Here is a 14022-nt window from a genome sequence, read left to right on the forward strand (position 1 = left end):
TCGAGCGAATTGCTCAAGGGTGGATTTGCCCTGACGGAAGATAAACCCGGCAGACCTATCGCCGGGTAAGCATTGCTGAAGATCGGCCATGGTTTGCTCCTGCCAAAGATAAAAGGCAGGGAAGAAGAACATGGCGGTTCTGGTAACGGGCGGTGCAGGTTATATCGGCAGCCACATGGTTTGGGCTTTGCTCGACGCCGGGGAGGACGTCGTCGTCCTCGACCGGCTTTCGACGGGCTTCCGCTGGGCAGTGCCTGATGACGCGCGATTCTATCTCGGCGATGTCGGCGATCGCGCCATCCTCAGGCAGATCTTTGCCGAGAATGATATCGACGCCATCCTGCATTTCGCCGGCTCGATCGTCGTGCCGCAGTCGGTAGCCCATCCGCTGGACTATTACGAAAACAATACCGGCAACACGCGCCTTCTGGCGGCGGCGGCGATCGACGCCGGCATCCGCCACTTCGTCTTCTCTTCGACCGCTGCCGTCTATGGCGACCAGAGGGACGACACGCCGGTGCTGGAAAACGCCCCGCTCAATCCGAAGAACCCCTATGGCCAGTCCAAGCTGATGTCCGAAATGATGCTTCGGGATGCCGCCGCCGCCCATGACTTCCGTTTCGTGGCGCTGCGCTACTTCAATGTTGCCGGGGCAGACCCGCTGGGGCGGGCAGGCCTGTCGACCGAGGGCGCGACGCATCTCATCAAGATCGCCTGCGAGGCCGAACTCGCCAAGCGGCGTGGGGTCGATATCTACGGTACCGACTATCCCACGCCGGACGGGACCGGCATTCGCGACTATATCCACGTCTCCGATCTGGTGGACGCGCATCTGAAGGCGCTGAGCTATCTCCGCCGCGGCGGGGAGCCGCTGATCGCCAACTGCGGCTACGGCCGCGGTTATTCCGTTCTCGAAGTGCTGGAAGCGGTCATGCGTGCCGGCGGCCGCAAGTTTGAGATCCGCTACGGGCCTCGCCGGCCGGGTGATGCGGCAAGCGTTGTCGCCAATTCGACGCTGGCGCGCCGGTTGCTCGACTGGAAGCCACGCCATGACGATCTCGATCTCATCGTTGAGACCGCCATTGCCTGGGAAAAGGGGTTGGCCGCGCGCAAGGCCGGCGATTTGCGGTCACTGCAGCATCGTCTTGCCTCGGCCCGGTTCTAGTTATTTTTACCTGAAGAGAACCGGCGTAGCCGTGACGACTTCCACTCTGCGAGGAGGGCACGTCTTCGCTGTGGGCTCAGATCGACCTATAATTGATCAATGAGGCGGCTAGGAGCACGAAACGCTCACCTAATGCGCAAGTTTTTCCCGGCAGGTTTGCTCGACAAGCTCCTGAAGCACCTGAATACGTTCGATGATCCAGCGAAGCTCTTCTTCTGTTATCTCGTAATGCGGCGAATATCGCGCATCGACGTAGGCGCGATCGAGCCGTTCGAAACAGCGGCGGGCGAATTTGGTATCTCGGGGCCATGCCTCGATCAGGCGCGGCTCGATCCGTTCGGCCGAAGAGCGCAAGAATTTCAGGCGATGCGACTTTGGCGAGTAGAGAGTCAGGACAAGCAGGACGCAGTGATAGAGGCGTTCAGCGGCTTGGTGGAAATTGAAGGTGGCCTCATTCACATTGCCTCTTTGCAGTAAAAATTCTGCCGATGCTTTAAAAGCGTCCGCACTTGGATACCAATGATCGAAATATCCCCTTGCCTCTATCTTCGCATCTTCTTGATCCAGCGGCTTGGGTGCCACGAACGGATGGCCTTCCTTCTCATACAGCATGATGCCGTCGTGGATGAGGTCGATAAAAAACGGTCTTCCACGTGCCAGCTGGTCGTTCACGTCCTGCAGCGTGTGAACGATGATGTTGACCGGGGTCTCGATTTCCTTGGTGATCGTCAGCTCGCGCAGGAAATGATCGGACACATCGTGCCATAGATCATTGTCTTCCCCGACGCTCTTCAGGTTGACGACAACGAGAATGTCGTAGTCGGAGCGGTAGCCGCTCTTGCGATCGTCCACCCAGTCGCCGCGGGCGTGCGAACCAAAGAGGATGACCTTCAATATCCGCCCGGCTCTCTTCTTTTCGGAAAGCTTCGACTGCTGAGCCGCCTCGAATTCCTCGAAGATGATTTTCAAGGCGCGTGCCAACTCTCGCTGCTTGCGCTCCGGAAGATGCTGGAGGGTCTCGTTGTCAGTCACGGCAACATCGGTGTCCATTGTCTCTGTGGCAGCCTCGCGGCGCATGGCGCAAAAAACCACGCCGAAGTTCTGATCGAGACTCAAAGATCATCTTCAGCACGCGCACGTCAAGGATACATGGCCTGAAGATCGACAGGCGCAAACGAAATGCGCCTTCATCCGTCTTCAGTGCTCGATGCTAATACGACCAATTTCGGGTTGATTCCTCAAGAGTGCAGCGCCGAATAAAATTTCCAGATCTGTTAACGTACGGTGCCAGGAGCGAAGCCAGTATTCGAACGTCTTAGTGGCAGTCTTTATTCTTTCTGTTCGTAAATACAGAAAGGCTTACGTTAACTCCCCGACTTGGCGGCGTTGTTTCGGCAGATCGCCATCGACGCACGTCGGCCAATCGGTCGCATGGCGTTCTTGAGGTCTCGGGGATAAGCGGAAGGCGTCCCCATTCCGGTGTTCCATGCGACGTCTTCTCTTCTCTACCGCTTTTGTGCTTCTGTCTTTCGCCGCGAGCGCTGAAGATATTCCCGCTGACAATGTAGCCCTGCGCGCTCCCAAACTGGTCGAGCCGCATCTGCATCTGGCGCGTTCGCGCAATTTGAACCGTGCGAGATTAGCCCTGACCTTCGATGCCTGCATGAGACAGGCGGACGAGCGGATTCTTTCGGTGCTCGTCCGGGAAAGAATTCCGGCAACGATTTTCGTCACGGCCCGCTGGCTCAAGAGAAACCCGCAGGCGGTCGGCATCTTCCTGCAGAACCTCGATCTCTTCGAACTGGCGAACCACGGCCAGAACCACGTACCAGCAGTCGATACGCCCGCTTTGATCTATGGCATCGCCGCTGCCGGCTCGCCGGAGGCCGTCCGGCGGGAAGTGGCCGGCGGGGCAGAAGCCATGCTGGCCGCCGGCTTGCCTGCGCCAAAATGGTTCCGCGGTTCGACCGCGAAATACGATCTCTCCGCAATCCGTCAGATCCGCGACATGGGATACAGGATTGCCGGCTATTCGGTGAACGGCGATGACGGATCGCTGCTTGGCGCCGCCGCCGCGGAAAAGCGTATCGCTGCGGCAAAGGATGGCGATGTCGTGATCGCCCATATCAACCAGCCGACTCATGCGGCGGGTGAGGGCGTGGCCCGTGCGCTTCTTGCACTCAAGCGGAAAGGTGTGGAGTTCGTGCGCCTTTCGGACGTGGACGACATCGGCGACGACGATACGACGCAGTGATGGGCTCAGAATCGCCGGATGGTCATGTGTTGCAGATGCCGGATCGCTGAACCGATCCGGGAAGAGCAAAAGGGGAGGGCTGTTCCCAGCCCTCCCAGATATCGGCTGTCCGTGATCCTGATCAGCGGATTACCTGGACGACAGTGCGCGTCTGCGGATCGACGATCACGCGCTCCTCGTTGACGACCGCGTACGCATACTGCGGCGCATCCGGGACCGGAGTCAGGACAACGGTCTGTGGGATGGGCTTGCCGACCACGATCTTCTCCTGGATGACGACCGGATCTGCCGGAACCGGTGCCTGTTCGACATAGGTGACGACGCGCGGCGGCGGCGGATCGATGGCCGTGCCGGCAATCGCGCCTACGACCCCGCCAACAGCAGCGCCAACCGGGCCGCCCACGATCGCGCCGGTGACGGCGCCGCCCGCCGCACCATTGACGGTGCCCTGCTGGGCGGATGCGGCAGGGGCGAGGATAGCCAGTACCGCGGCGGAAAGAACGATGATCTTGGTTTTCATGGTATTCTCCTTTGAGTTTGAGAGACGACCGCGGTTCGCGCTCAGTCTCCGGGTTTGGTCGAGACCGGTTAGTTTGTGACGGGTTCGGGTGTCTCGATCCTTGGCAGGCTCACGCGACTTGTGTGGATCGCTGCCAGTTCTCCGTCATTCATTGTCCTTCTCCCGTGATTCCGGGCGTCAGCCAGTAAGGATGTAGACAACCTCCTGGGTTGCCGGTTCCACGATGATGATCCGGCCATCGGCAAGAACGAAATATTCGTAGCCGAGGTAAGCCGGGACGATTTCTACGATGCGCGGCGGCAGAGGATGGAGTTCCACGGTCTGCGGCACGGCCACCCCGACACTCACATCGACGTCGATATCAGCAGGTTTGACCCTGCTCTCAACGAGGACATTGCGGATCTCGGTTTTCTGTTCGGTCGAGATGTCGATGCTGCCGGTGGTTTCGCTTGACGGGCGATCGGTGGCAGCTCGATCCGGGTCCTGCTGTTCTGCGCCGCCGTTCCGGTCAGCGCTATCGCTCGTTGCAGGCGTGCGGGTTTCCGAACCGGAGCCGCTCTTGGCCGTTGTCGAGCTATCCGTCTCGCCAGGCTGGTCTGTCGGCTGTTGTGCGGTATCGCTGCCCTGCGTGTTCGGGCGCTGATCCGTACCCTGGCTTTGGGCACTTGTCGAACCGTTGCCCGTACCCGGATTAGGCTGCTGCTGCGCGGAGCCCTGCATGTCCTGCGATGGTTGCGCCTGGCTTGGAGCACCCGGCGTCATCGTGCCGGACGAGCCCTGGTCGCCGGAAGTCCCTCGGCGGGGCAGGATGGGGGCACCGGAACCTCCGCCACTCTGTCCTGCGGAGGGAGATTCAGTCTGTGCGATTGCCGGCACCGCAGGAAGCGTGGACCCAGCAAGGAGCGCCATTGCGAGCGTATGCTTTATCAACGTTTTCATGGGTGTTTCCTCTATTGTTTTCATGTCGCCTGCGAGGCTCTGCATGAGCCGCAATGCCTTCTTTCAACGAGGCCTGGGACTGTGCGTTCCGCCTTTTGGGCTTCAGTCGGCCCTAAGGTCGGACTTCAGTCCCGATGCCGTTTAGGTCTTTGGTCCGATAGGTTGGCGCAAAGGTCCAAGGGGGCTGAAATCGCGGAGCAGTGCTCGTAGAATGAGGTTGATCCTGAAGCTTTTTCAGGAGGTTCCGTCACGGACACAGGGCCAGGCACGGAGGTTTTCACGTCTGTGGCAGAGGACTTCATTGCTGCCACCGAAACGTTCGCGGCCTTATGACTTATGGAAGCCGGATTCCTGCGCGATCATCGGTCCCTTTCAGCGCAGAACCTTGCCCGCCGATCGCCGTGAGCGATCGGCGGGTCCTTTGACCGGAGCGGAACCATCAGGAGAGATGTTCGGTTTCCTTGAGGAGGGCCGATGCCGCGAATGCAGGGAACGATGGAACCGGGAGTCGGACATGTCTACGCGTAGAATGTTTGTTTTAAGTGGTGCGCTCGCTGCGATTCTTGCCGCAGCCATGCCCTTCAAGCTTGTCGTTGACGCGAATGGCGTGCCTTGCCTAGCCTCCTCGTCCGCTGCCGCACGCGACGGGAACAGCGACAGCGGAGACGGCAACGGCAACGGCGGTGATAACGGCAGCGGGGGGAATGGTGATAATGGGGGCGCTGGCAGCGGCGGGAGCGGGAACAGCTCCGGCAAAGGCAATGACGGGAATGACGGCGGCGGCGAAGGCACTGCCGACGACGGTGATGCGGGTGACGGCACGAACGACACCAGCACAGATGCCGGTAACTCTGCTTCCGACAAATCACAAAATGACGGCAGCAGCGGAAGTGGCTCCGGCACTGGCGCCGGCACAAGTACAGACAAGAGCGCTTCGGACAAGGCCGACAAACCTGATGCCGACAGCCAGACAACGGGGCGGCGTTCGCCAACGCAGCCGGCGGCACCGGCGGCCAGTTCCAAACCGGATGTCAAAGTCGACGTTCGGGAAAATTCGATTACCGTACGCCACAGTAACGGCGCGACGGAACGGATTTCCCAAGGGCGCTACGAGATGCGCGACTCGCGGTCGCGGACGATCGTCAACCGGCAGGCCACTCCTTCCGACACGTCACGATTGCGGTCGTTCGGTCGTTGAACGTTGAACGGTGGCGTCGCGAAGGGCCAGCGCCGCTTCCGTACGGTTGGAGACCTTCAGCTTCGAGAAGATGCGGGTCATGTGGTGCTTGACCGTCTTTTCGTGAAGATCGAGTTCCCGTGCGACACGTTTGTTGCTGAGGCCCGATGCGACGAGGTTCAGCACCTCCTGTTCCCGCTCGGTGAGTTCCGCCATCGGATCGGGCTGTTCGACGGCTTCAGCGGATGCTGAAAGTCCGGCGATCAACTGGGCCGAAAGGGCCGGCGAGACATAACTCCCCCCTGCCGCAATGGTCCTGACGACTTCGGCAAGTCCTCGCGAACCGATCCCCTTGAGAACATAGCCTTTCGCGCCGAGCTTGAGCGCCTTGGTGATGTCGTCGCTTGCTTCCGAGACAGTCAACATGACGATCTTCAGAGTGGGACAGTGTTCGAGTGCATCGGCTATGGTCTCGAGGCCGCTTCCGGGCATCGAGATGTCGATCAGCATGACGTCCGGGCAGAATTCCCGCGCGATGCGGATCGCATCGTCCCGCGATCCGCCTTCCCCGACAATCTCGAAATCCTCGATCTCGCTGAAGCTGCGCGTAACGCCCTCCCGGAACAAGGGGTGATCATCAACGACCGCGATTTTGACTGCTGTCATCAAGCCTGCTCCATTTCCTGCATGTTCAGGGACATCCTGACCGTGGTTCCGCTCTTCGATGTGAAAATATTGAATGTGCCGCCAAGGCTCTCGATCCGTTCCCTGAGCCCGGCAAGCCCCAAGCCGCCCGGACCAATCGAAGCGGGATCGAAACCCGGTCCGTGGTCGGCCACTTCAATCACGACATTGCCATTGTCGAAAGTCTGGCGGACGCTCTGGTCTACGCCGCCACCATGCCGGAAACCGTTGTTGAGGGCTTCCTGCACGAAGCGGTAGATGCAGATCTTGGCGGAAGGAGGGAGAGATTTGGAGCCGTTGGTCATCGACAATGCGACATCGAGTCCCGTTCGCTGGCGATGGGCATCGACGGCGCGCTTCAGGACATCCGGGAGTTCGGCGGTCTCGATCTGCGGCAACACGAGCCCGCTGCATATGCTGCGGATCTCGTCCATCGCCTCGTCCAATCGGGCTTTGATCGTGGAGACTTCCTTCTCGCGCGCCTGGTGCGGCGTGCGGGGATCCGTAAGGAGCCGGCTGTCCACGCGCAGGGCGGCATAGGCGACGAGCTGGGCCGGGCCGTCATGCAGGTCGGCACCGAGCCGGCGCAGATAGCTTTCGTTAAGCGCTGTCGCGCGCAGCGAGGCACGCTGGGCCCTGGCATGCAGCGCCTTGTTCTGCGAGAGCAGTTCGGAGAGTTCGGTAACACGCTGGGTCAGCGCCTGCCGCTGATTGTCGATGATGCGGCTGCCGCGGAAGACGATTGCCGACAGAAGCAGGAAAAAGGCAAGCGTGACACCGAAAACCGCAAGCCAGCTTCTAAGCTGCGCCTGGTGGAGGCTCTGCTGGAATTCGTCTGCGACTTCATAGAATTCCGAGACCGCGACAACCTCGCCCGACCAGGGTTGCAGGATGGGGTTGTAGATTTCGAGGAGCGGATCGTCCCTCGATCGTTCGGACTCGTCTTGCGGATCCGCAGAGCCGAACTGCGCGACCATCTGTCCGGAGAACGCCGTCAGGAGGTCCTCGCCTGGATCGAGCCGTTTGCCCACAATGCTCTTGTCGGGAGTGGCGTAGAGGACGGTTCCATCCTTCCGCCAGAGCCTGAATGAGACGACCTTGCCGCCGAGCGCACCCTGGCCGAAGGTCTCGTCGAGCGCTCGGGTCGTAACGTCGTCGAGCCGCTGGCTGGTCTTCATGTCGGGGAGCAGCGGCGCGATAATGCTGTCGACGTAGAGCGCAGTCGATGCTGCGGAATTGCGGGTGACCGCAGCTTCGATGAGCGTCGTCACATACGCCCCGACGAGTATCATGGCTGCAAGCGAAACCAGCCCGCCGGCGATCAGGAACTGCCGGGCAAGCGATTGATTGTTCCAGCGATCGAGAATTCCGCGGAGTGGCATCAAACAGGCGTCAATTAGTTGTTCCCAAAGCTCGCACAGTGCGAGCGGATGCCCGGCAACGCATGAGGGTGCCAACTCGTTGCATGAGCCGGTAATAATATTCCGTGGCGTGGCTGTGGCGAGACACTCGGTCGAAAACAAGTCATCTGCATGCCGGTACGACAAACGGCGGAGGTTATGTTTTCCGGAAGAAAAATGGTGCTGCTAGAGAGATTTGAACTCTCGGCCTCTCCCTTACCAAGGGAGTGCTCTACCCCTGAGCTATAGCAGCTTATAGCCGCCGCAAAATCATCGCGTCGTCGGCGAGGGGCCTATTGCCATAGCTTCATCGGGAGCGCAAGCCGCAAATTCCAAGTTCTTTCGTCGGCATGGAGGGAAAACATCGCTTTCGCTTTTGTTGAACCGGCTTTTTGGTTATGGAGAACCATGGCGAATGACGAAGAATTGCCCGATTCGCAGGCTGGAGAGATGAAGGAAACCCGCGGCGACCGCGCGCGTGCGGCGGCAGGTGAGCGGGTTGCCGAGCGGAAAGCGCGCGCAGCCGCCAAGCTTCGGGAAAATCTGATGCGCCGCAAGTCACAGGCGCGCGCGCGCCGGGCCGGCGAGGCTGATCCGACCCATGGACTGCCTGCCGCAAAAACGGACGAATCATCCTGATCTATGCTGGGCGGACGGGCTTTGGCAATTTCAGCAGACATTGAAGCGGCGGCGGATCTCGTCTAACGACGCGTCCTTTCGCGCTCTAAGAAGGAAGAGTGACAACTTATGGATCGCATCAGAATCTCCGGCGGCAACGAGCTCAGGGGCACCATTCCGATTTCCGGCGCAAAGAACGCCGCGCTGCCTTTGATGATCGCGTCCCTTTTGACGAGCGATACGCTGACGCTCGAAAATGTGCCGCATCTCGCCGATGTCGAGCTCCTGATGCGCATCCTCGGCAATCACGGCGTCGATATCGCCGTCAACGGACGGCGCGAACGGCAGGAAGACGGCTATTCCCGGACCATTCATTTCACCTGCCGAACCATTGTCGATACGACCGCCCCCTATGAGCTGGTTTCCAAGATGCGCGCCAGTTTCTGGGTGATCGGCCCGCTCGTCGCCCGCGAGGGCAGGGCCCGCGTCTCGCTGCCGGGCGGCTGCGCCATCGGTACGCGGCCGGTCGACCTCTTCCTCGAAGCCCTGCAGGCACTCGGCGCGGAGATCGAGATCGACGGCGGCTATGTCAACGTCACGGCGCCGAAGGGCGGCCTCGTCGGCGCCCGCTATGTTTTCCCGAAGGTTTCGGTTGGCGCCACGCATGTCATGATGATGGCCGCGACGCTTGCCAAGGGTACGACGGTCATCGAGAACGCGGCCCGCGAACCGGAAATCGCCGATCTGGCGAAATGCCTCAACGCCATGGGGGCGAAAATCTCCGGCGCCGGCACCAGGACTATCACCGTCGAAGGCGTCACCTCGCTGTCCGGCGCCCGCCACCGTGTCCTGCCCGACCGTATCGAGACCGGCACCTACGCCATGGCGGTCGCCATGACCGGCGGCGACGTGATCCTCGAAGGCACGCAGGCCGCGCTGCTTGAAAACGCATTGGACACGCTGCGCATGGCGGGTGCCCATATCACCGAGACGGAGAGCGGCCTTCGGGTCGTGCGCAACGGCAACGGCATTCAGCCGGTCGACGTGACAACCGAGCCGTTCCCAGGTTTCCCGACCGACCTGCAGGCGCAGTTCATGGCGCTGATGACGCGGTCATCGGGCGTTTCCAACATCACCGAGACGATTTTCGAAAACCGCTTCATGCATGTGCAGGAGCTTGCACGCCTGGGCGCGAAAATCTCGCTTTCCGGCCAGACGGCGAGGGTGGAAGGTGTCCCCCGGCTGAAGGGCGCGCCTGTCATGGCGACCGACCTGCGCGCTTCCGTTTCGCTGGTGATCGCCGGCCTTGCTGCGGAAGGAGAAACCACGGTCAATCGTGTCTATCATCTCGATCGGGGTTTCGAGCGGCTGGAGGAAAAACTCACCCGCTGCGGTGCCGTCGTCGAACGCGTCAGCGACTGACCGGGTTCCAGGAATCGAAAACGTGATGAAGGACGGCAAGGGTACTGCCCTTGCCGTCCTTTTTTGCATCCCTATGTGTCGGAGGTATCCTGTGTTCTTCCCCGCCTCATATTTCTGATACAGCGTCTTATGGAGATCTCCCATGGCTGATGTTTCCGCTCCCGTATGGTTCATTACCGGCTGTTCGACCGGCTTCGGCCGCGAGCTTGCCAAGCTCACCCTCGATCGCGGCTGGCCGACGGTCGTAACTGCTCGCGACAAAAGCCGCGTCGCCGATCTGGCCGAGGGCAGGGACAATGCGCTGGCGCTCGATCTCGACGTCACCGATACCGGCCAAATCATCAACGCCGTGAAGGCTGCGGAGGAAAAGTTCGGCCGCATAGACGTACTGGTGAACAATGCCGGCTACGGCTATCAGGCGGCGATCGAGGAGGGCGAGGAAGACGAGATCCGCGCCATGTTCGATGCCAATGTCTTCGGCCTCTTTGCCATGACGCGCGCCGTGCTTCCGGGCATGCGCGCCCGCCGCAAGGGCCACATCCTCAACATCACCTCGCTCGCCGGCTTCATGGGATTGCCGGGCTCCGGTTATTACGCGGCCACCAAGCATGCGGTCGAGGGTTTCTCCGATGCGCTCGCCCTGGAAACGGCTCCACTCGGTATCAAGGTGACCTGCGTTGAGCCAGGCCCCTTCCGCACTGATTGGGCAGGCCGTTCATTGAGGCAGACGCCGAGCAGGATCGCCGACTATGCCGAAACCGCGGGTGCGCGAATGGCCACGACATCCGGATATAGCGGCAGGCAGCCGGGCGATCCTGTCAGAGCAGGCGAGGCGATGATCCGTATCACGCAGACGGAGAATGCGCCGCGGCATCTCGTGTTGGGCGCTTTTGCCTATGACAATATCACGCGGAAGCTCGGCGAGCGTCGGTCCCAGATCGAGGCTCTCAAGGATATCAGCCTCGGCGCGGATTTCCCGCAATAGCGGCCAGTTGCTTCTTTCGCTTTCACATCCTATCTCCAGACAAGAAACTTTCGCGTGAAAACGCAACCTTTGAGTGGATATTTGAAAGCGATGACCGAGCTGAAGCTGCTTGCCCTCGACACGGACGATTTAGGCATCATTTCCGCCCATATGCAGGACGCCGTCTTCAAGGTGGGCGACGTCCGCTGGTCGCCGCCGGAAAGAAATTTTTCCCTCGCCGCCAACCGTTTCGTCTGGGAGAAGGCCGGCGAGAAGCGCAAGGGTTTCGAGCGGCACCGCGCTGCCCTGGTGTTCAAACGCGTTGAAGCGGTGCGCTCCACCGGCATCGACCGCAACAGGACGGACGATGTGCTCTCGCTTCTCGCGATCACCTTCACACGCAAGGGCGAGGGGCCGGAAGGCACGGTGGAACTGGTGCTTTCCGGCACGGCCACGATTGCGCTTGATGTCGAATGCATCGAAGTTGCTCTTGCGGATATCGGCGGCGCGTGGGAAACGGCGGTGAGGCCCCGCCATCCCTGATCGGGACCGCCCTGATTGTGATAGAACATCATCTTGAGTTGGAAGGAATATCCGCTTGGCAATCTGGCTGGAGCAGGCATCGCAGGATTTTGAGGCGAGGTTTTCTGCTTTTCTCTCGACCAAACGCGAGGTTTCGGAAGATGTGAACGCGGTGGTGCGTGCCATCATCGATGACGTGCGTGCCCGCGGTGATGCGGCGCTGATCGACTATTCCGCCCGTTTCGACGGCATTGATCTCGCCAAGGCCGGCATCCGCGTGAGCGACGCGGATATCGACGCTGCCGTCGCCGAGACCGATCCCAAGGTTTTCGACGCGCTCAAGTTCGCTGCCGAGCGTATCGAAAGACACCATGCCCGACAGATGCCGAAGGACGATATCTACGAGGATGCGATCGGTGTCGGCCTCGGCTCCCGCTGGACGGCGATCGAGGCGGTTGGCCTTTATGTGCCGGGCGGCACGGCGAGCTATCCGAGCTCCGTGCTGATGAATGCCGTGCCGGCCAGGGTCGCAGGCGTGCCGCGCCTCGTGATGGTCGTGCCGGCGGGCGGCGGGAAGATCAATCCGGCCGTACTGGCAGCGGCCCGCATCGCCGGCGTCACGGAGATCTACCGGATCGGCGGCGCCCAGGCCGTAGCTGCACTTGCCTATGGTACCGAGACCATTGCGCCGGTTGCCAAGATCGTCGGTCCCGGCAATGCCTATGTCGCGGCGGCCAAGCGCCAGGTCTTCGGCACGGTCGGCATCGACATGATCGCGGGTCCTTCCGAGGTTCTCGTCATCGCCGACGGGGAAAACGATCCGGCCTGGCTGGCTGCCGATCTGCTTGCCCAGGCGGAGCACGATCCCGGTGCCCAGTCAATTCTCGTCACCGACGATGCCGGCCTCGGCAAGGCGGTGGAAGCGGCCGTCGAGCGGCAGCTCAAAACCCTGTCGCGTTCGGAGACCGCTGCCGCAAGCTGGCGGGATTTCGGCGCGATCATCCTCGTGCCGGATCTGAAAGCCGCCCTGCCACTCGCGAATCGTATTGCTGCCGAGCATCTGGAACTCGCCGTCGCCGATCCCGACGCGTTGATGCCGGGCATCCGCAATGCCGGCGCGATATTCATCGGCCGCCATACGCCGGAAGTGATCGGCGATTATGTCGGCGGTTCCAACCATGTGTTGCCAACGGCGCGTTCAGCGCGCTTTTCCTCGGGCCTCTCGGTGCTCGATTTTGTCAAGCGAACCTCGATTCTGCGTTTAGGGCCGGATCAGCTTGGTCAACTCGCGCCGGCCGCGATCACGCTTGCCCATTCCGAAGGGCTCGACGCCCATGCCCGGTCGGTCTCGATCCGCCTGAACGCCGTCCCTCTCAATGATGGGGGCTGACGGATGGGGCGAGGGGACTTCCGGCTCTCGGATGTCGTTCTGGACGACTCGATCGGGCGCTCGACGCCGGATGTGGAACATGAGCGGGCTGTCGCCATCTTCGATCTCGTCGAGGAAAACTCCTTCGAGCCGGTAGGCCATGCCGGCGGTCCCTACAAGCTCAGGCTCTCTCTGGTCGATTCCAAGCTCGTGCTCGGCATCACCACGGAAAAGGGCGAGGAAGTCGCCACCCATATCCTCTCGCTCACCCCCTTTCGGCGGATCATCAAGGACTATTTCATGATCTGCGAGAGCTATTACGAAGCGATCCGTTCCTCCTCCCCGAGCCGGATCGAGGCCATCGACATGGGCCGTCGCGGCATCCACAACGAGGGTTCCCAGACGCTCATGGATCGGCTGAATGGCAAGATCCGCGTCGATTTCGATACAGCGCGGCGGCTTTTCACCCTGGTCTGCGTGCTCTATTGGCGCGGCTGATCATGGAAAGCGTCACCTTGCCCGAGACAAGCGTCAAACGACCGGGTGCCATCCTCTTCCTATGCGGTTGGAACGTCATCCGCTCGCCGATGGCCGAAGCCATTGCAAAACGGCTGCTGCCACCCGATATCTATGTGCAATCGGCGGGGGTGCGCTCCGGCGAGCGGGATCCTTTCGTGGATGTGGTGTTGCAAGAGGTCGGGCTGTCGCTCGGCCGGCATCAGCCTCGGACGCTGGAGGAACTCGAGGATGATTTCTTCGATCTGATCGTCACGCTGACGCCCGAAGCCCATCATGCCGCGCTGGAACTCACCCGCGCCAATGCCGTTGATGTCGTCTATTGGCCGACCATGGATCCGACCGCCGCGACGGGTACGCGCGAGCAAAAGCTCCACGCCTATCGCGAGGTGCGCGATCATCTCTGGAGGCTGATCGATGAACGCCTTTCGGGAATGAGCCGGCATCCGGCCGAGACGGCCTGAAAGACATT

The 14022-nt window shown here is 61.0% G+C and carries 15 protein-coding genes and 1 tRNA gene; 10 read left to right on the forward strand and 6 right to left on the reverse strand.

Annotated features, from left to right (window positions below):
* Positions 1 to 130 precede the first annotated feature (130 nt).
* Complete coding sequence (galE, locus tag J2046_RS01645; RefSeq protein ID WP_210048501.1) at positions 131 to 1165, forward strand: UDP-glucose 4-epimerase GalE; 1035 nt, start codon at positions 131 to 133, stop codon at positions 1163 to 1165.
* A 129-nt stretch (positions 1166 to 1294) separates the two neighbouring features.
* Here galE and J2046_RS01650 read toward each other — a convergent pair whose 3' ends face one another.
* The gene (locus J2046_RS01650) at positions 1295 to 2059 is read right to left on the reverse strand and encodes a HEPN domain-containing protein (RefSeq protein WP_325169719.1); all 765 of its coding nucleotides are present in this window, start codon (positions 2057 to 2059) and stop codon (positions 1295 to 1297) included.
* Between the two features lie 592 nt (positions 2060 to 2651).
* On the opposite strand from J2046_RS01650, the gene J2046_RS01655 reads away from it, so the two are divergent.
* Positions 2652 to 3419 (forward strand): polysaccharide deacetylase family protein, encoded by a 768-nt coding sequence (locus J2046_RS01655; RefSeq protein WP_210048512.1) that lies wholly within the window; start codon positions 2652 to 2654, stop codon positions 3417 to 3419.
* A 121-nt stretch (positions 3420 to 3540) separates the two neighbouring features.
* On the opposite strand, the gene J2046_RS01660 is transcribed toward J2046_RS01655, so the two are convergent.
* On the reverse strand, positions 3541 to 3939 hold the full coding sequence (locus tag J2046_RS01660) for a DUF1236 domain-containing protein (protein WP_210048514.1): 399 nt from the start codon (positions 3937 to 3939) through the stop codon (positions 3541 to 3543).
* A 177-nt stretch (positions 3940 to 4116) separates the two neighbouring features.
* Positions 4117 to 4878, reverse strand: a complete 762-nt coding sequence (locus tag J2046_RS01665) for a DUF1236 domain-containing protein (protein WP_210048516.1) — start codon at positions 4876 to 4878, stop codon at positions 4117 to 4119.
* 514 nt (positions 4879 to 5392) lie between these two features.
* Between J2046_RS01665 and J2046_RS01670 the strand changes: the two genes are divergently transcribed.
* Positions 5393 to 6076 carry a hypothetical protein gene (locus J2046_RS01670; RefSeq protein WP_210048518.1) on the forward strand — a complete coding sequence of 228 codons (684 nt, stop codon included), beginning with the start codon at positions 5393 to 5395 and terminating at the stop codon, positions 6074 to 6076.
* Here the strand turns inward: J2046_RS01670 and J2046_RS01675 are convergent.
* The 3 genes from J2046_RS01675 to J2046_RS01685 form a co-directional block, all read right to left on the reverse strand.
* Positions 6050 to 6724, reverse strand: a complete 675-nt coding sequence (locus J2046_RS01675) for a LuxR C-terminal-related transcriptional regulator (protein ID WP_210048520.1) — start codon at positions 6722 to 6724, stop codon at positions 6050 to 6052. The two genes, J2046_RS01670 and J2046_RS01675, sit on opposite strands and share 27 nt — an antisense overlap.
* Positions 6721 to 8121, reverse strand: coding sequence for a sensor histidine kinase (locus J2046_RS01680; RefSeq protein WP_210048522.1), 1401 nt, complete (start codon positions 8119 to 8121; stop codon positions 6721 to 6723). The genes J2046_RS01675 and J2046_RS01680 overlap by 4 nt, the downstream gene beginning before the upstream one ends.
* A gap of 196 nt (positions 8122 to 8317) precedes the next feature.
* A tRNA-Thr gene (locus J2046_RS01685) sits at positions 8318 to 8392 on the reverse strand.
* Positions 8393 to 8589: 197 nt separating this feature from the next.
* Between J2046_RS01685 and J2046_RS01690 the strand changes: the two genes are divergently transcribed.
* From J2046_RS01690 to J2046_RS01720, 7 genes are all read left to right on the forward strand, one after another.
* A complete protein-coding gene (locus tag J2046_RS01690) occupies positions 8590 to 8778 on the forward strand; it encodes a hypothetical protein (RefSeq protein WP_210049725.1) in 189 nt (62 codons plus the stop codon).
* 108 nt (positions 8779 to 8886) lie between these two features.
* Positions 8887 to 10179, forward strand: coding sequence for a UDP-N-acetylglucosamine 1-carboxyvinyltransferase (gene murA / locus J2046_RS01695; RefSeq protein ID WP_037158860.1), 1293 nt, complete (start codon positions 8887 to 8889; stop codon positions 10177 to 10179).
* Positions 10180 to 10321: 142 nt separating this feature from the next.
* Positions 10322 to 11164, forward strand: coding sequence for an oxidoreductase (locus J2046_RS01700; RefSeq protein ID WP_210048525.1), 843 nt, complete (start codon positions 10322 to 10324; stop codon positions 11162 to 11164).
* Between the two features lie 90 nt (positions 11165 to 11254).
* Complete coding sequence (locus J2046_RS01705; protein ID WP_037158855.1) at positions 11255 to 11686, forward strand: DUF2948 family protein; 432 nt, start codon at positions 11255 to 11257, stop codon at positions 11684 to 11686.
* Positions 11687 to 11741: 55 nt separating this feature from the next.
* Positions 11742 to 13055, forward strand: a complete 1314-nt coding sequence (hisD, locus tag J2046_RS01710) for a histidinol dehydrogenase (RefSeq protein ID WP_210048526.1) — start codon at positions 11742 to 11744, stop codon at positions 13053 to 13055.
* A 3-nt stretch (positions 13056 to 13058) separates the two neighbouring features.
* On the forward strand, positions 13059 to 13532 hold the full coding sequence (locus tag J2046_RS01715) for a UPF0262 family protein (protein ID WP_037158850.1): 474 nt from the start codon (positions 13059 to 13061) through the stop codon (positions 13530 to 13532).
* Between the two features lie 2 nt (positions 13533 to 13534).
* Positions 13535 to 14014: an arsenate-mycothiol transferase ArsC gene (locus J2046_RS01720; RefSeq protein WP_210048528.1), complete on the forward strand. Its 480-nt coding sequence runs from the start codon at positions 13535 to 13537 to the stop codon at positions 14012 to 14014.
* Positions 14015 to 14022 lie beyond the last annotated feature (8 nt).

This window comes from Neorhizobium petrolearium (assembly GCF_017873175.1).
GTDB classification, from domain to species: domain Bacteria; phylum Pseudomonadota; class Alphaproteobacteria; order Rhizobiales; family Rhizobiaceae; genus Neorhizobium; species Neorhizobium petrolearium.

Coding starts and splice junctions, on each gene's coding strand:
- J2046_RS01705 (WP_037158855.1), top strand. CDS start 11,255: ATGACCGAGCTGAAGCTGCTTGCCCTCGACACGGACGATTTAGGCATC.
- J2046_RS01665 (WP_210048516.1), bottom strand. CDS start 4,878: ATGAAAACGTTGATAAAGCATACGCTCGCAATGGCGCTCCTTGCTGGG.
- J2046_RS01670 (WP_210048518.1), top strand. CDS start 5,393: ATGTCTACGCGTAGAATGTTTGTTTTAAGTGGTGCGCTCGCTGCGATT.
- J2046_RS01720 (WP_210048528.1), top strand. CDS start 13,535: ATGGAAAGCGTCACCTTGCCCGAGACAAGCGTCAAACGACCGGGTGCC.
- J2046_RS01660 (WP_210048514.1), bottom strand. CDS start 3,939: ATGAAAACCAAGATCATCGTTCTTTCCGCCGCGGTACTGGCTATCCTC.
- J2046_RS01715 (WP_037158850.1), top strand. CDS start 13,059: ATGGGGCGAGGGGACTTCCGGCTCTCGGATGTCGTTCTGGACGACTCG.
- J2046_RS01680 (WP_210048522.1), bottom strand. CDS start 8,121: ATGCCACTCCGCGGAATTCTCGATCGCTGGAACAATCAATCGCTTGCC.
- J2046_RS01700 (WP_210048525.1), top strand. CDS start 10,322: ATGGCTGATGTTTCCGCTCCCGTATGGTTCATTACCGGCTGTTCGACC.
- galE (WP_210048501.1), top strand. CDS start 131: ATGGCGGTTCTGGTAACGGGCGGTGCAGGTTATATCGGCAGCCACATG.
- J2046_RS01690 (WP_210049725.1), top strand. CDS start 8,590: ATGAAGGAAACCCGCGGCGACCGCGCGCGTGCGGCGGCAGGTGAGCGG.
- J2046_RS01655 (WP_210048512.1), top strand. CDS start 2,652: ATGCGACGTCTTCTCTTCTCTACCGCTTTTGTGCTTCTGTCTTTCGCC.
- murA (WP_037158860.1), top strand. CDS start 8,887: ATGGATCGCATCAGAATCTCCGGCGGCAACGAGCTCAGGGGCACCATT.